Genomic DNA, 17,558 nt, shown 5'->3' with positions numbered 1-17,558 from the left:
TTTTATGGTTATTTGCAACCTCAAATAAAATAGAGAGGTGTCCGAGTGGTTGAAGGAGCTAGCCTGGAAAGCTAGTATGTGGGTAACTGCATCGTGGGTTCGAATCCCATCCTCTCTGCAAAAAAAAACTAATGCTTCCTGAAAGGGGAGCATTTTTTGTTTTATAGCGTGGCAAACTTTTTAGTTTGTCTTAGCGTATAAAACAAAAAAGGATTAGCACGAAGTGCCGAGCATTAATTTTTTTGTGAGACGCCCTTCTTGGGATCAACGAAGTTAATCTCTAGTTATAGCGTGGCAAATTTTTTTGTTTAAGCTATAAAACAAAAAAGGATCCGGCACGAAGCGCCGAGCATTAATTTCTTCTTTTTAAATATCTTTCAACAAGGAATACACCTTTTTGAATTTCTCAAAACTTTGTTCGTAGATTTCCTTATAATTTCTATTTGGTAAAAAAGTTTTTCCAACTTTATTTTCAGTTGGAATTTCAATAGCAGTGGATTTAAATCCAATCAAAACGGCTCCCCAAGCAGAAGCTTCGATTGTTTCAGCAACGATTACTTTCATTTGAAAAATATCAGCGACCATTTGCAACCAAAGTTCACTTTTTCCAAAACCGCCACTCGCCATTATGGTGATTTTGTATCTTTCTTCCGGATTTGGGAGTAAGATTTCGGTAATGCTCAATAATCCAAATAAGATGCCTTCCAGTGTTGCTCTAATCAAATGTGCTTTGGTGTGGATAATTCGGATTCCTAAAAGCGTTCCTTGTGCGGAAGCATCCCAGATAGGAGCTCTTTCGCCTAATAAATATGGAACAAAAAGTAAACCTTCGGATCCAGCAGGAATGGTTTCAGCCTGTTTGAATAATTCTTCGAAAGATTCATTTGTTTTTAAGATGGATTCTTTGAGCCATTGCAAAACAATTGCGCCATTATTAACCGCTCCCAGTTTCAAATACTGATTGTCCATTAAATGATAACATTGTGTTCGCATTTCCGGATCAATAAAAGGTTTGTCAGCAGGTAAACGAACTGCGCCGCTAGTCCCAATGGATAACGCCATTCGGCCTGTTTCCATAGCTCCGGTTCCTAAATTTGCCAATACGCCGTCACCGCCACCCAAAATATACTGAAAACCATCGGATAGTCCTTTGGCTTTGTGGGTTGGAATAACAATGGTGGAAAGCTGGGATGCTGCTATTTTTAAATAATCTAAAATATCCGATTCCCATTGTAGTGTATGAATGTTCATTAAACCTGTACCTGATGCCATCGAGGAATCAATTACATATTCGCCGGTAAGATGATGCCAAATGTATTCTTTGATACTAATGAATTTATACGTTTTAGAAAAATTGGGCGCATCATACTCCTTTAACCAAGCAATTTTGGTCATGGGTGAAAAGGTATGAATTGGAATTCCTGTTTTTTGATAGAAATTTTTTCCTTGTTCGGATTTTTTTAATGCTTCGGCTAATGCATGCGCTCTATTGTCGGCCCAAATAATGGCATCGGTTAGCGGTTCTCCTGTATTGTCTATTGCAATTATACTTTGCATAGCCGAACTAAAACTGATGAACTGAGGCTGAATCCCTTTTGTTATTTCTTGGATGCATCCTAAAACAGCCACTAAAATTTCATTGGGTTTTTGAATGCTCCAATCGGCTTTCGGATGGTACATAGCGTAGGATTGACTACATTCTCGAATCACTTTTCCGGTTCTGTCAAAACACACGGATTTTGTTGCTGTGGTGCCAATGTCTATTCCGATGTAAAATTGCTCCATTTTCTTTAGTTTAATTTAGATTATGCGACTAGTAAATTAAGCAATAGTACGCCAATCAATCCCATCACTCCAATGATGGTTTCCATAACGGTCCATGTTTTAAAGGTATCCGAAATACTTATTCCGAAATACTCTTTAAACATCCAGAATCCCGTATCATTTACGTGAGAGCACATTAAACTTCCGGCTCCAATTGATAAAACCATCAATTCTGGACTTATTCCTGAACTAACCACTAAAGGTTGTACAATCCCTGCCGCAGTTAATCCTGCTACAGTTGCTGAACCCAAAGCTATCCTGATAATCGTAGCCACAAGCCAGCCCAATACTAACGGAGAAAGTGTAGAAGTTTCGAAAAAAACGGCTAAATCAGTACCAATGCCACTGTCAATCAATACTTGTTTGAAAGCGCCTCCGGCCGCAATAATCATAATAATCATCGTGGCGGAACTCAGTGCCGAACTAGATTTATCCATAATGTCCTGCATCTTTCGACCGCGATTGATGCCTAAAAAAACAATTGCAAACAATACCGCAAGAAGCATAGAAGTGGTTGGACTTCCAATAAATCCAAGAATCTGACGTATAGAAGATATTTCAGGCAAGGTCAACTCGCTTATTGTTGCCATAGCCATTAAGATAACAGGAATCAGAGCCGTTATAAAACTGATCATGAAAGAAGGCATTTCGTTTTCAGCGAATGTTTTACTTTCGAATAATCCTTTGGGTGGATTAGCGACAATCTTCTTAATAAATTCTGGAAAAACAATTCCCGCAATCAATAAAGTAGGAATGGCAATTATCAATCCGAACAGCAGCGTTTTGCCAATGTCAGCCTTGAAAATTACAGCAATGGCTGTAGGTCCCGGATGAGGTGGCAAAAAACCGTGAGTTACCGAAAGTGCAGATGCCATGGCAATTCCAAGATAGATTATAGGCTGCTTCGTACTTTTTGCGACAGCGAAAACCATTGGAATCAAAATCACAAAACCGGCATTGTAAAACATAGAAATTCCTACGGCAAAACCCGTAACTAACATTGCCCATTTGATGTGTTTCACTCCAACAGACCGAATCATCACCGAGCTTATTCGTTGTGCTGCGCCACTATCTGAAAGGATATTTCCCAATATAACTCCAAGAGCAATAATCAAAATCAAAGAACCTAAAGTGCTGCCAATTCCTTGTTGGAGGGAATTTAGGATAGTAGGAAACAGCATGCCTTTGGCAATTCCCACAAAGAAAGAAGCGATAATTAAGGAGATGAACGCATTGAGTTTTACTGCGGAAATCAAGACAAGTAATAAAAGGATACTTGCAATTAAGATCAATATTGACATGTACTTGAATTTGAAAAATTAAAAATTAGCTTCGAATTGGTTTGCGGGTATTTGAGTAATCAGGTTATTCGTTTTTTTCGACTGCATGGCCGCCAAATTCATTGCGAAGTGCCGCTACCACTTTTCCGGAGAACGTATCTTGCATCTGGGAACGGTAGCGCATCATTATCGATAAAGCAATAACCGGAGTAGGAACACCTAAGTCTAAAGCGGTTTCCAGTGTCCATTTTCCTTCGCCGGAAGAATGCATGATTCCTTTAATACTGTCTAATTTTGGATCTTTTGAAAAAGCATTTTCAGTGAGTTCCATTAACCAACTGCGCACCACAGAACCATGATTGAACAGTTTGGCTGTTTTTTCGAAATCAATGTCAAATTCAGAATGCTCAAAAACTTCGAAACCTTCAGCAATAGATTGCATCATTCCGTATTCGATTCCGTTATGAACCATTTTCGTGAAATGTCCGCTTCCTGCTGCACCAGTATAAAGATGTCCGTTTTCGACAGAAATATCCTTGAAAACGTGTGCTACATATTCAAATACGGCTGGTTCTCCGCCTATCATTGTACAAGCACCATTCAACGCTCCCGATGTTCCGCCTGAAGTTCCACAGTCTAAAAAGTCAACACCAAGTTCCTTGAGTTGGGAATAACGGCGTTTGGAATCTTTATAGTTAGAGTTTCCGCCGTCAATGATAATGTCGTTTTTTTCTAAAAAAGGAAGCAATGAAGTGATTACTCCATCTACAATTTCTCCTGCAGGAACCATTAACCAAATCACTTTTCGATTGTTTAATTTTTGACACAATTCTTTAACAGAATGTGCCGTTGTAATTCCTTCCTGACCGATTTTCTCTACGAAGTCAGTATTGACATCTTGGGCTACTACGTCGTAACCATTTCGCTGTAAATTAAGGGCAAGGTTGAAGCCCATTTTTCCTAATCCTATAATTCCAATTTGCATGGTTGTATTGTTTTAAGTCTGATTTGAAGACGTTTTTGAGTAATCGTTAAAATTTTTAAAGTAAAAATATTGGTTTTAATTTTTTAACAAGCAATTTATTCGAAAAATATTAAACTTGTTGGATTCAATATGTTAATTATTTTTTTGAGGTTTTGTATCGGTTCATTTTTATGAAAGTTTATTTATTGTCATAATCTATAAGAAAACTATCAAAATGGTATATTTGTAACGTTATAATGAGAATTAAAACCTGAAATGTGTTTTAAACAACCATTGAGCAATTTAAATCCAAAACAATATGCGAATTTTTCTTAGTTGTTTTCTTCTTTTATCGGTTTTGAATGTTTTTTCACAAGAAAATGCAACAACTGAAAATGCTCCGGAGATAAAGGTTGATTCCTTGTATAGAGAGGATCAGTTTTATTTTGCAATAACGTATAATACCCTGATGAATAAGCCGTCCGGGGTGACGCAAAGTAAGTTTTCTTCGGGGCTGTCGGCAGGTTTTTTGAGAGATATGCCCATTAATAAAAAACGAACGGTTGCTATAGCTTCCGGTATTGGTTTTTCATATAATAATTACAATCAGAATCTAGCCATTTCTTCACCTGCAGGAACGCCGGTATATACTATTATCGATTCGGATATCGCTTACGATAAAAACAAATTTTCTCTGCTTTCTGTTGATGTTCCTCTGGAGTTCAGATGGAGAACTTCTACTTATGAAAGTCATAAATTTTGGAGAATTTACGGAGGATTTAAGCTGAGTTATTTACTTTATGACAGGTCTATTTTCAATAGTGCTGATGGGAAAGTGGTAGTGACGGGAAATCAAGATTTCAATAAATTTCAGTATGGCGCTTATATTTCATCAGGTTACAATACAATTAATTTATACGCCTATTACGGTTTGAATTCACTCTTTAAATCGGCTAAAGTCAATGACGAATCGGTTGATATGAAATCACTGAATATTGGAATTATATTCTACATTTTATAACCACAGCACTAACAAAAGCAACTGAGGAACTGCTCCGAACATAAAACCTATAACCAATTCTTTATTGGTGTGTGCTTTCATTTCTAATCGGGAGGAAGCCACAAAACCATTAAGGAGAATCAGAACAGCAATTGTAAATGTGTTTTGAATTTGAAGGTGTAAACTCAATCCAATTATAAAAACCGTCAAGGAACTGATTGCTATCATGTGAAGGCTCGCTTTTATATTGGCAAACAAAAGAATAAGCGCCAATATAGTGCTCAAAAGTGCGCCCAAAAGAAAAAAATGCAACTCAGGATATCGGTCTATTGTTATGCTTTTTTTTACCAATAAAATAAGCAAAAAGCAGTGAAGTATTAATGGGATTTTGCGTTGCGATACTTCGGCAAGCATTATGGAATCTATGTTTCCTGCCGTGCGTAATAATAAAAATACCAAAGAAGGCAGAATTACCGTTACCACCAGAACTTGAAACAAAACAAATAGTTTTTCTTGACTTACAAAATCAGCACCGCTAAAATAAAGGTAAAACAACGTAGCCATTGCCGGTATGAATATCGGATGGAAAACATAGGAAAACAATGGGAGGATTTTTTTCAAAACGTCTGATTTTTTTCTAAAAACAAATATAAGTAATCTGTCAAAATTAGTAAAGCTAATGCTATTGTTTCTTTTTTGTTCTGCCGGATGTTTTGTGAAATATGTTCTATTTTATAGTTAAACCATTAAGAAATTAAGTTTCATTAAGCGCTACCTCTTAATGAAACTTAATTTCTTAATGGTTTGAAAAAAAATTTTAAATTTTCCACAAAAAAGCAAATAAGCCATTTTTCTTAAATAAACGGAATTGGGTATAATTATAGTGTGTCTAAGTCATCGTTTTGAAAAGAAGTGTTATTTTTGAGGAAGTTTTATAATAGCGAACTATTAAAAGAATAATTTCTATACCAGAAATCTACTCCAATCTCTTTCTAATTCCATGAGCCAGAAAATCCTAAAAAGTATTCAAAATATTCCTGCTACATTCATTGGTAACAACGCTAATTTGGCCATAGATGCTATTGCTATAGACAGTCGTTCTTTGCAAAACGGACCGCAGACTTTGTTTTTTGCATTGGTCGGAGCCAATAATGACGCCCATCAGTACATCAAGGATTTAATTGCAACTGGCGTTCAGAATTTTGTGGTTACCCATATTCCTGAAGAATGTGAAGGCAAAGCTAATTTCTTTGTTGTCGAAAATACACTAACCGCTTTGCAACAATTTGCGGCAAACTATCGCAGTCTTTTTGATTTCCCTATTATCGGATTGACCGGAAGTAACGGCAAAACGATAGTTAAGGAATGGCTTAATTTTTTATTGAGTCCGGATTATAACATTATTCGAAGTCCAAAGAGTTACAACTCACAAATTGGTGTTCCGTTGTCAATAATTGCAATCAATGAGCAACACAATCTTGGGATTTTTGAAGCCGGAATTTCTACCCATTCTGAAATGGAAAAACTGCAGAAAATAATCAAGCCTACGATTGGGATTCTTACCAATATTGGTTCTGCACATGATGAAGGTTTTATAAGTTTAGAGAATAAAATAAGAGAGAAAATTACCCTTTTTGAAGATTCAGAAGTGGTTATTTACCAAAAAAACGAAATGGTTGATGCCATTATTTTTTCAAAAAAAAATGTGTTTACTTGGAGTTTTGATTCACAAGAAGCGGATGTTTTTGTCTACAATGCAGCGATAAAAAACGACAGCACCACCATTCAATACCGATATAAAGGAGATTCATTCGAATTGATAATTCCTTTTCAGGATAAAGCATCTGTTGAAAATGCAATTTCCTGTTTGATGGTTTTATTGTATTTTAAATACGATGAAAAAACCATTCAAAATAGAATGGAATTGTTGTACCCGGTAGAAATGCGTTTGAAAGTCAAGAACGGAATCAACAACTGCAGTATTATCGATGACAGTTACAGTTCCGATTTTCAGTCGTTGAAAATAGCATTGGATTTTCTCGAAAGTCAAAAGCAATACAAGAAGAAAACGGTGATTCTTTCGGATATTTTTCAAAGTGGTTTGTCTAATGACGAATTGTATGCTAAAGTTTCCCAGTTGATTGTTTCTAATAAAATTGACCGCGTTATCGGGATTGGAGAAACCATTTCGGCATTCGAAAAAAAGTTTGCCAATTGCATAACGTATAAAAATACAGCCGAGTTTATATCAAAATTTGATGATTTGAATTTTGCCAATGAAACTATTCTAATCAAAGGAGCGAGAACGTTTCAATTTGAGGAAATTGTCTCTTTGCTAGAAGAGAAAACTCATGAAACTGTTCTGGAAATCAATCTGAATGCGATTAGTCATAACCTGAATTTCTTTAAATCAAAATTGAAGCCTAATGTCAAGATTATGGTGATGGTGAAGGCTTTTGGATATGGAAATGGCGGTTTTGAAATTGCTAAATTACTGGAACATCACAAAGTGGATTATCTGGGTGTGGCTTTCGCCGATGAGGGAATTTCGCTGAAAAGCGCAGGAATTCATTTGCCTATTATGGTTTTAAATCCTGAAACGACCAGTTTTTCTGCGATTATTCAACACCAATTGGAACCTGAAATTTATAGTTTAAAAGGACTTCATGCGTTCCTTAAAATTGCCGAACAAAAGAATTTAAACCATTTTCCGATACATATCAAACTCGACACGGGAATGCATCGTTTGGGTTTTGAGAATAATACGATTGATGATTTGATTGCGACTTTAAAAGGAAATCAAACCGTTAAAGTAAAAAGTATTTTGTCACACATGGCCACAAGCGATGATTTGGAATTCAAGGATTTTGCATATTCACAAATTGATTTATTCGAAAGATTATCTTCAAAATTGATGGCAGAATTACAAATAAAACCATTGCGACATATTTTAAATACTTCCGGAATCAGTAATTATCCGGGTTCTCAATACGATATGACGCGTTTGGGAATTGGTCTTTATGGAGTTTCGAATGATGCTGAAGAACAAAAACAGCTTGAAAATGTGGGAACACTCAAATCGGTGATTTCACAAATCAGAAGTATTGCTGCCGGCGAAAGCGTTGGTTATGGCAGGAGATTCATTGCCGAGAAACCTACAAAAATTGCCACAATTCCTATTGGGTATGCCGATGGTATTTCCAGAAGTTGGGGAAATGGTTTAGGTTTTGTAACAATCAAAAAGTCAAAAGCAACCATTGTTGGCAGTATCTGTATGGATATGCTGATGGTTGACGTTACTGAAATTGAATGCGCAGAAGGAGATCAAGTAATTATTTTTGGCGAAAGCCCAACGGTAACGTATATGGCACAAAAATTAAACACAATACCCTATGAGATCCTTACCAGTATTTCCCAACGAGTAAAACGAGTTTTTTATAGAGAGTAATTAAATATTGGGTAAAAGACTGTTAATTATGTTAATTTTTTTATTACATTCGTTATTCAAGTATATTTTTAACCTAAAAAAATAAATTATGGGATTCTTTAGTGATTTTAAGGCTTCTTTAATGAAGGGAGACGTTTTAAGTTTGGCAACTGCTGTTGTTATTGGTGGTGCATTTGGTAAAATTGTTGGATCTGCCGTTGATGATGTTATTATGCCAATTGTAGGTTTATTGACTGGTGGAATTGATTTTACCCAGAAATTCGTAACCCTGGACGGAAACAGTTATGCAGATTTAGCTGCTGCTAAAACTGCCGGTGCCGCTGTGATTACATACGGGAACTTGGTTCAGGCGATTATTAATTTCGTGATTATTGCGTTCTTTATTTTCGTTGTTTTAAGAGCTGCTGAAAAAGCTAGAAAGAAAGAAGAAGTTGTTGTTGTAGCTGCTCCGGCTGGACCAACACAAGAAGAATTATTGACTCAGATTAGAGATTTATTGAAAAAATAATTTCCGCTACATTATATATTCTAATTTATCCTGAATTAATTTCAGGACTAAACCGCTTCGTAATAGAGGCGGTTTTTCTTTTTGTTTAAAATAGAAAACAATGAACTGTTGTATTTGTAACATTTTGTTATTTTTTGTTAACACCCTTGTTTTGATTTCAATATTACTTACTTTTGTACTTCAAATTTAATATTCACCCGAGCCTGAAAGGCGAACGGACGAAGTAATAATAAAAATATAAGATGAGAATAGCAGTTGTAGGCGCTACCGGAATGGTTGGCGAAGTAATGTTGAAAGTTTTGGCAGAAAGAAATTTCCCTGTAACAGAATTAATTCCGGTTGCTTCTGAGCGATCAGTGGGTAAAGAAATTGAATACAAGGGTACAAAATATAAAGTTGTGGGCATGCAAACGGCAGTAGATATGAAAGCAGATATTGCTTTGTTCTCTGCGGGTGGCGATACGTCATTGGAGTGGGCTCCAAAATTTGCGGCAGCAGGAACAACCGTTATCGATAATTCATCTGCTTGGAGAATGGACCCAACCAAAAAATTAATTGTACCGGAAATCAATGCAGGAGAATTGACTGCAGCAGATAAAATCATCGCAAATCCTAACTGTTCTACCATTCAAATGGTTTTGGTTTTGGCTCCATTGCACAGAAAATACAACATCAAACGTGTGATTGTTTCTACCTACCAATCTATCACTGGAACTGGTGTAAAAGCAGTAAAACAATTGGAAAATGAATACGCAGGTGTTCAAGGTGAAATGGCGTATAAATATCCAATTCACAGAAATGCGATTCCACAATGTGATTCTTTTGAAGAAAATGGATACACTAAAGAAGAGATGAAACTGGTTCGTGAAACCAAAAAAATCTTAAGCGACAACACGATTGCTGTTACAGCAACTGCAGTTCGTGTGCCAATTGTAGGCGGACACAGTGAAGCGGTAAACGTAGAATTCTCGAATGATTTTGACGTAAATGAAGTACGAAATATTTTGCATCATACCGATGGCGTAGTGGTTCAGGACAATAATGATACTTATACGTATCCAATGCCAATGTATGCACAAGGAAAAGATGAGGTTTTTGTAGGTAGAATTCGTCGTGACGAAAGCCAGGAAAATACATTGAATATGTGGATTGTTGCGGATAACTTGAGAAAAGGAGCGGCTACAAACACGATACAAATTGCTGAATATTTGATTGCAGCCAAATTGGTGTAAATCAATTTTCACTTTAAAATGAAACCATTTGTTTCGCAAAAATATATTTTGTGAGACAAATGGTTTTCTTTTTTCCTGTTTTTCTTACCTTTGACTCGAATGAAAAAGAATAAGCTCATACTAAGTCTTTCTCTGGTTGTTACAGTATTGTTTTCAATGCTGTTCCAGTCATGGCATACGTATGAGCATTTAGAAAAACAGCTTTCGCAAAAGCAGTGCCACCATAAATACAATGTTACCGGTACAGAGATTACGCACCAACATCACAAATTAGACCATTGTTACGTTTGTGAATTTGCTTTTGGAAGTTATATTACTCCAAAAGATTTCTCCTATCAATTGTACTCCAGTAGTGAAGAAATCCCTTATTTTTTTACTGCAGCGGAAACGGTTATTTCGTTTTCCGGCAGTTTGTATTCCCTCCGAGGTCCTCCAGTAAATAATCTAAGCTGAATTTATTTCAGCTTCTGCTAAATTCATTTCAGCTTCTGTTGAATTTATTTTCCACGCAACTTCAATAATTTGATTTTGTTGGAAGCATTTTATTTACTAAATAATTCCAGTCTCGGTAAACTCTCTTCGGAGAAAGCCGACAACAGGGATACTACAATCATTTTCAATGAAAAAATATATCATAGCCCTATTTTTGGGACTTTCGGCGATGCTTCAAGCGCAAAATACCCTTTCGGGAACGGTAACCGATTTAAAAAACCAACCCATAAAAGGCGTTTCAGTCTATGCATCAGAATTGCATAAAGGAACCACAACAGATGAAAACGGAAAATATACTTTTTCAAATCTGCCAAATAGAAACTTAAAAATCAGCTTTACGTTCGTAGGATTTGCAACCCAAAATAAAACCATAAACAGTCTTCAAAAAGAAAACACACTTGATATTATTCTCGAAGAAGCAATTTTCGAAATGGACGAAGTAATCGTCTCTACGGCTTTCAATAAAATTCAATCGCAAAACGTGATGAAAGTGGAGCATGAAAGCATCAAAAATTTGCAACGAAAAGGAACGGCCACTTTAATCGAAGGATTGGCTACTATTCCCGGAGTTTCTCAGGTTTCTACTGGAACTTCTATCGGGAAACCGGTAATTCGCGGGTTGAGCGGCAATCGTGTTTTGGTGTATTCGCAAGGCGTTCGAATAGAAAATCAACAGTTTGGTGACGAACACGGTTTGGGATTGAACGATTCAGGAATAGAAAGCGTTGAGGTGATCAAAGGGCCAGCTTCTTTATTGTACGGTTCCGATGCTTTGGGTGGTGTTTTGTATTTTAACCCCGAAAAATTTGCTGATGCGAATACTTTTAAAGCGAACTTCAGTCAAAAATATTTCTCGAATACCGCCGGAAGCAGTTCTTCTTTAGGTTTGAAAACATCTACAGACAACTGGAAATTCATGGCTCGTGGAAGTTACAACACGCATTCTGATTATAAAATTGCCGATGGTAACCGAGTGACAAATACTCGTTACAATGAAACCGATTTCAAAACAGGAATTGGTTACAGCAATGCCAAGTTCTCAAGTGTATTGCGTTACAATTACAATGAATTGGATTTAGGAATTCCGGAAGATGGTCCCGAAGCGTTTGGAGCAGACCAATCGACGAGCAAGAAAACCGGATTTCCAAAACAAGGTGTTTTCAATCATTTATTGAGTTTGAATTCTGTTTTCTTTTTCGAAAAATCAAAATTGGATGTTGATTTAGGTTATGTTGCCAATGATCGAAGTGAGTTTGAAGACAGCAATGTGGCGGTTTTACACATGAAACTGAAGACATTCAATTACAATGCAAAATACCATTTACCAAAAATGGGAAAAATAGAAACCATTCTTGGAGTTCAGGGAATGCACCAAACCAACACAAATTCAGGAGAAGAATATTTAATTCCGGATGCGGTTACAAATGATTTTGGTGTTTTTGGAACGGCTAATTATGAGTGGAATTCCAATGTGTTGCAAGCCGGATTGCGTTTCGATAATAGAAATATTACTACGGATGCGCAAGGAATTGCAGGCGAAGAAGGTTCTTTTGAAGCCATCGATAAATCATACGACAGTTTTAATGCGTCGTTGGGTTATAAAACCAATCTGACTGATGATTTGACCTTGCGTTTGAATGTTGCTTCTGGATTTAGAGCACCAAACCTTGCTGAGTTAACTTCAAATGGAGTGCATGAAGGAACGAATCGCTATGAAGTAGGAAACAGCGATTTAGAAACCGAGCAAAACGTGCAAACGGATTTAAATTTAGAATACAAAACGGATCATTTTGAGTTTTTTGTGAACGGATTTTACAATCACATCAATAATTATATCTACACTTCGCCAACAGGAGCAGTGATTGACGAAAATGCTGTTTTTGATTATATTCAGAATAATGCCAAATTATATGGAGGTGAAGTTGGATTGCATTTTCATCCGCATCCATTGGATTGGTTGCATTTTGAAACAAGTTTTGAAACCGTGACCGGCGAGAAACAAAACGGAGACTACTTGCCGTTAATCCCGGCTAACAATTGGAACAACACCATTAGAACCGAATTCAAAATCAAAAACTGGTTGGAAGATGGTTTTGCAACTTTGAATGTTTCCAGTACCTTCAATCAAAAAAATGTAAGTGGATTTGAAACAGAATCGAATGGGTATAACTTAGTAAATTTAGGTTTTGGTGGAACTGTAAAACTGGGTAAAACAGCTTTTGATGTCAATATCAACGGGAATAATTTATTTGATAAAAGATACATTGCGCATCTTTCCCGTCTAAAAACAGATGGTATTCCAAACATTGGAAGAAACATCGTTTTGGGTGTGAATTTTAATTTGTAATTCATTTGCTTGAGCAAAAAAACAAAAACGCTATTCGAAAGAGTAGCGTTTTTTACTTACATGACTTATATGGTTTATATTTTTCAACATATAAGTATCGGTGATATTATGATTTAAACCAAATCCTATTCGTAAGAGTAGCGTATTTTAGTTTTTTTTAAGACTTTTCCTCGTTTACAACACTAACTATTTCCCTATTTTTGTAACAACCTAAAACAGAATCTAATGAAAAAAACTTTTTTAATAATGGCTGTATCTTCTGCAATGGCGACTTTTGGACAAAACCAAAAACCAAAATCTGTAACCTATCCTACTACAAGTAAAGGGGAAACTGTTGACGTGTATTTTGATACCAAGCTTTCGGATCCGTACCGCTGGCTCGAAGACGACAAATCGGCTGAAACAGGTGCTTGGGTAAAAGCCCAAAACGAAGTGACATACGGGTATTTGGCGCAAATTCCGTTTCGTGATGCGTTAAAAGCAAGAATGGAAAAATTGTGGAATTATGAGAAAATAGGCGCGCCTTTCAAAGAAGGAAATTTCACGTATTACTATAAAAATAACGGTTTGCAAAACCAATCGGTGTTGTACAGAAAAGACGCCAAAGGAACTGAAACAGTGTTCCTAGACCCCAACACATTTTCTAAAGACGGAACCACTTCGCTTGGCGGATTGGATTTTTCTAAAGACGGTTCCAAAGTGGCGTATGCCATTTCAGAAGGAGGAAGCGACTGGAGAAAAGTCATCATCATGGATGCTATTACCCAAAAAGTAATTGAAGACACTATTGTCGATGTAAAATTCAGTGGCGTGTCTTGGAAAGGAAACGAAGGATTCTACTATTCCAGTTATGACAAACCAAAAGGAAGCGAATTATCGGCAAAAACCGACCAACATAAACTGTATTTTCACAAATTGGGAACCGCACAAAAAGACGATAAAGTAATTTTTGGTGCCGACCAAAAACGTCGTTATGTAGGCGGTGGCGTGACTGAGGATGATCATTATTTGGTTATCACAGCATCCAATTCTACGTACGGAAACGAATTGTACATCAAAGATTTGACAAAACCGAACAGTCCTATTGTGACTATTGTAGATAATTTCAAGAGCGACAACAACATCATTGAAAACGAAGGCGGAAAATTATTCATAGAAACTGATTTGAATGCGCCCAACAAACGCATCGTTACCGTTGATGTTAATAATCCAAAACCGGAAAACTGGAAAGATTTCATTGCAGAGACGGAAAATGTTTTGTCTCCATCAACAGGTGGTGGGTATTTCTTTGCTAATTATATGAAAGATGCCGTTTCAGTAGTGAAACAATATGATTATTCTGGGAAATTGGTATGTGAAATTAAATTGCCGGGCGTAGGAACTGCCGGTGGTTTTAGCGGAAAGAAAAAAGAGAAAACATTGTATTATTCGTTTACGAATTATATTACTCCGGGTTCTACCTTTTCATTCGAACCACAAACCGGAACTTCGGCGGTGTATCAAAAACCAAAAGTAGATTTCGACAGCGAGCAATACGAGTCCAAACAAGTGTTTTATACTTCTAAAGACGGAACCAAAATCCCAATGATTATCACCTACAAAAAAGGATTGAAACTTGATGGGACAAATCCAACCATGCTGTATGGTTACGGAGGATTTAATGTGAGTTTGACACCAAGTTTCAGTATTGCCAATGCCGTTTGGATGGAAAACGGAGGTGTTTATGCTGTACCAAATTTACGTGGTGGTGGCGAATACGGAAAGAAATGGCACGATGCGGGAACCAAAATGCAAAAACAAAATGTATTTGATGATTTCATCGCAGCGGCAGAATATCTGATTGCTCAAAAATATACGTCTTCACAATACTTGGCCATTCGTGGAGGGTCAAACGGAGGATTGCTAGTAGGTGCTACCATGACGCAACGTCCGGAGTTGATGAAAGTCGCTTTGCCGGCGGTGGGCGTGATGGACATGTTGCGCTACCATACCTTTACCGCAGGAGCAGGTTGGGCGTACGATTACGGAACGGCGCAGGACAGCAAGGAAATGTTCAACTACATCAAAGGGTATTCTCCCGTACACAACATAAAAAAAGGAATTCAATATCCGGCAACGATGGTCACTACGGGCGATCACGATGATAGAGTAGTGCCGGCGCACAGTTTCAAGTTTGCTGCCGAATTACAGGAAAAACAAACTGGAACAAACCCAACCCTAATCCGTATTGATATCAATGCAGGACACGGCGCCGGAAAATCCGTAGCGGCAACCATTCAGGAAAATGTCGATATTCAGGCCTTTACCTTATTCAACATGGGAGTCGTGTTATTGCCATAGTTGGACTAACAGGATTCATCCTGTCCCGACGCTTCGGGATATTTCAGGAGCTTTTTCCTGCTATCCGTTACAATCTTTATATCCGCCGAAAGAGGCGGAAGGAAAAGGATGCCTCCCGATACTTCGGGGCTATCAGGGCTAGGGCATTCGATTCCTCAGACGATTGTCATTGCGAGGAACGTGGCAATCACATCATAAATTGATAAGAAGTTCAAAAAACGCTATTCGAAAGAGTAGCGTTTTTTTTGTTTTATGGTAATTCTGTTTTAATAAATCAAGTTGAAAACTAAAAATTAATGAGGTCAATTGCAGGCGGGTCAGTTGTATAATTAATTATAATTTGGATTTTTTATTTTAAGTGACTAATAAGCCGTTGTGTGAAAAGCAATATTAAAATAGTTTTGTTCCGCTACACTTTAAAACATTTATATTTGTGTAATAGATAAATAACGATATGGCTCAAAAAAACCTTTGGACTCGTGAAGAATTAATACTTGCTTTTAATTTGTATTTAAAAATTGAATTCGGGAAAACTCATAAGGGTAATCCAAAAGTTATTGCTCTGGCAAATATATTAGGCAGGACGCCAAGTTCTATCGGGATGAGATTAGGTAATTTTGCAAGTGTTGATCCCTATCATCAAGGAAGAGGAGTAGGCGGTTTAAAAGGAGGGATGAATCAAGTTAAACCAATCTGGGATGAATTCTTTCACAATCAGGAAGAACTGGTTTTTCTCAGCGAACAAATTTTAGCTCAAAAAGAAAATACTTCCATAGAAAATAAATACCAAGATATTCTTTTCGACTTAAAAGGATTAAAAGGAGAAACGGTTATTCGTGAAGTGAAAACTAGAGTAAATCAGTCTGTTTTTAGACAAATGGTTTTAACTAATTACGCTACTAAATGTGCTATAACAGGAATTGATATTCCTGAATTATTATTGGCAAGTCATATTGTCCCTTGGTCAAAAAATGAAAACGAAAGATTAAATCCCGAGAATGGAATTTGCCTTTCTGCTCTTTACGACAAAGCATTTGATAAAGGGTTAATTGGTGTAAACTCAAGCTATCAAGTGATATTGTCTAGTGGTTTAAAAAATAAAAAAGGTACTTCTTTTTACCAAAGTCATTTTGCTTCGATTGAAAACCAAAGAATTGTTGATGGAATAAAATATTTACCAAGAAAAGAATTTCTAGAATATCATCTTGATACTATTTTTGAAAAATGAAAGAACTAAAATTATTTGCTATTTACAAGAATGGAGAGCATAAAGGAAACGAAAGAGGATTTTCGATTGAAGATGCAATAAAAAATACTTAATTTCCTCTTCATTTGAAACACTTTTGGATGATTTTGAATTTACAACACAATATAAAGGTATTCTTGCAGTAGAAAATGTACATTTCACTAAGCCTACTTTTGATAAAAATATTATAGAAAAAGTTCAAAAAAGGAATCACAACTATTGGTCTTTCATAGAAGCCTTTTATCCAAATTACGATTCTTGCGACCGTGTTTTACTCAGCGACATTTTAACTAGAAAGCTTCATGGAGAAGAAATCTGTGAAGAAGATGAAGAATTCATAAAAGATTGGAATGTTAGAAAGGAGTTATTTGAACTTGATAAAGAATTACTTTGCAAGGCTTTTGAAAACTATTTCGATATTATTTATCCTGAGAAATTTCAATAATTAAATACTGTTTATTTTCACAATGTTTTATTAATTGGTTCGGTTTTTCATACTGCAATCGGTAAATTTGAAAGAGAACATTAAATATATAAAAACATGACAGTACAGATCAACACAGACAACAATGTAGAAGGACACGCACGTTTGAAAGCGTATATTGCAGAGGAATTAGGAACAGCTTTGGCTCGTTTTGAAGATAAAGTGACCCGTTTAGAAGTGCATCTTGCAGACGAAAACAGTGATAAATTCGGAATCAACGACAAACGATGCCTTATCGAAGCCCGTCCAGTAAATATGCAGCCTGTAGCGGTTACCAATCATGCCGATACTACCGAAAAAGCCTTTCACGGTGCCTTGGACAAAATCAAAAAAGTGTTGGACACTGCTTTCGAAAAACAGAAAGCGTATTAAATAGTTGCCTTTTGGGAAATA

The 17,558-nt window shown here is 36.6% G+C and carries 14 protein-coding genes and 1 tRNA gene; 11 read left to right on the top strand and 4 right to left on the bottom strand.

Annotated features, from left to right (window positions below):
- Nucleotides 1-31 precede the first annotated feature (31 nt).
- Nucleotides 32-118, top strand: a tRNA-Ser gene (locus Q1W72_RS07530).
- Between the two features lie 248 nt (nt 119-366).
- On the opposite strand, the gene Q1W72_RS07525 is transcribed toward Q1W72_RS07530, so the two are convergent.
- From Q1W72_RS07525 to gnd, 3 genes are all read right to left on the bottom strand, one after another.
- Complete coding sequence (locus Q1W72_RS07525) at nt 367-1,785, bottom strand: gluconokinase (RefSeq protein ID WP_302137797.1); 1,419 nt, start codon at nt 1,783-1,785, stop codon at nt 367-369.
- A gap of 20 nt (nt 1,786-1,805) precedes the next feature.
- Nucleotides 1,806-3,125 (bottom strand): gluconate:H+ symporter, encoded by a 1,320-nt coding sequence (locus Q1W72_RS07520; RefSeq protein ID WP_302137796.1) that lies wholly within the window; start codon nt 3,123-3,125, stop codon nt 1,806-1,808.
- A 64-nt stretch (nt 3,126-3,189) separates the two neighbouring features.
- The gene (gene gnd / locus Q1W72_RS07515; protein ID WP_302137795.1) at nt 3,190-4,089 is read right to left on the bottom strand and encodes a phosphogluconate dehydrogenase (NAD(+)-dependent, decarboxylating); all 900 of its coding nucleotides are present in this window, start codon (nt 4,087-4,089) and stop codon (nt 3,190-3,192) included.
- 298 nt (nt 4,090-4,387) lie between these two features.
- On the opposite strand from gnd, the gene Q1W72_RS07510 reads away from it, so the two are divergent.
- Nucleotides 4,388-5,089, top strand: a complete 702-nt coding sequence (locus Q1W72_RS07510; RefSeq protein WP_302137793.1) for a porin family protein — start codon at nt 4,388-4,390, stop codon at nt 5,087-5,089.
- On the opposite strand, the gene Q1W72_RS07505 is transcribed toward Q1W72_RS07510, so the two are convergent.
- Nucleotides 5,084-5,689 (bottom strand): hypothetical protein, encoded by a 606-nt coding sequence (locus Q1W72_RS07505; RefSeq protein ID WP_282743081.1) that lies wholly within the window; start codon nt 5,687-5,689, stop codon nt 5,084-5,086. The genes Q1W72_RS07510 and Q1W72_RS07505 overlap by 6 nt on opposite strands.
- Nucleotides 5,690-6,068: 379 nt before the next feature.
- On the opposite strand from Q1W72_RS07505, the gene Q1W72_RS07500 reads away from it, so the two are divergent.
- From Q1W72_RS07500 to Q1W72_RS07460, 9 genes are all read left to right on the top strand, one after another.
- Complete coding sequence (locus tag Q1W72_RS07500) at nt 6,069-8,516, top strand: bifunctional UDP-N-acetylmuramoyl-tripeptide:D-alanyl-D-alanine ligase/alanine racemase (RefSeq protein ID WP_302137792.1); 2,448 nt, start codon at nt 6,069-6,071, stop codon at nt 8,514-8,516.
- 88 nt (nt 8,517-8,604) lie between these two features.
- Entirely contained in the window at nt 8,605-9,024 is a 420-nt protein-coding gene (gene mscL / locus Q1W72_RS07495; RefSeq protein WP_302137791.1) for a large conductance mechanosensitive channel protein MscL, read from the top strand.
- Nucleotides 9,025-9,266: 242 nt separating this feature from the next.
- Nucleotides 9,267-10,256 (top strand): aspartate-semialdehyde dehydrogenase, encoded by a 990-nt coding sequence (locus Q1W72_RS07490; RefSeq protein WP_302137790.1) that lies wholly within the window; start codon nt 9,267-9,269, stop codon nt 10,254-10,256.
- A 99-nt stretch (nt 10,257-10,355) separates the two neighbouring features.
- The gene (locus tag Q1W72_RS07485) at nt 10,356-10,709 is read left to right on the top strand and encodes a hypothetical protein (RefSeq protein WP_302137789.1); all 354 of its coding nucleotides are present in this window, start codon (nt 10,356-10,358) and stop codon (nt 10,707-10,709) included.
- Nucleotides 10,710-10,875: 166 nt separating this feature from the next.
- Complete coding sequence (locus Q1W72_RS07480) at nt 10,876-13,095, top strand: TonB-dependent receptor (protein ID WP_302137788.1); 2,220 nt, start codon at nt 10,876-10,878, stop codon at nt 13,093-13,095.
- A 246-nt stretch (nt 13,096-13,341) separates the two neighbouring features.
- Nucleotides 13,342-15,435 carry a prolyl oligopeptidase family protein gene (locus Q1W72_RS07475; RefSeq protein ID WP_302137926.1) on the top strand — a complete coding sequence of 698 codons (2,094 nt, stop codon included), beginning with the start codon at nt 13,342-13,344 and terminating at the stop codon, nt 15,433-15,435.
- 454 nt (nt 15,436-15,889) lie between these two features.
- A complete protein-coding gene (locus tag Q1W72_RS07470; RefSeq protein ID WP_302137787.1) occupies nt 15,890-16,663 on the top strand; it encodes an HNH endonuclease in 774 nt (257 codons plus the stop codon).
- 115 nt (nt 16,664-16,778) lie between these two features.
- The gene (locus Q1W72_RS07465; protein ID WP_302137786.1) at nt 16,779-17,126 is read left to right on the top strand and encodes a hypothetical protein; all 348 of its coding nucleotides are present in this window, start codon (nt 16,779-16,781) and stop codon (nt 17,124-17,126) included.
- A gap of 96 nt (nt 17,127-17,222) precedes the next feature.
- Nucleotides 17,223-17,537: an HPF/RaiA family ribosome-associated protein gene (locus tag Q1W72_RS07460; RefSeq protein ID WP_099713737.1), complete on the top strand. Its 315-nt coding sequence runs from the start codon at nt 17,223-17,225 to the stop codon at nt 17,535-17,537.
- The last annotated feature ends 21 nt before the right edge of the window (nt 17,538-17,558 follow it).

The sequence above is a fragment of the Flavobacterium sp. ZE23DGlu08 genome, assembly GCF_030505335.1.
Classification (GTDB): domain Bacteria; phylum Bacteroidota; class Bacteroidia; order Flavobacteriales; family Flavobacteriaceae; genus Flavobacterium; species Flavobacterium algoritolerans.
This window is presented reverse-complemented; position numbering and strand designations above follow the sequence as displayed.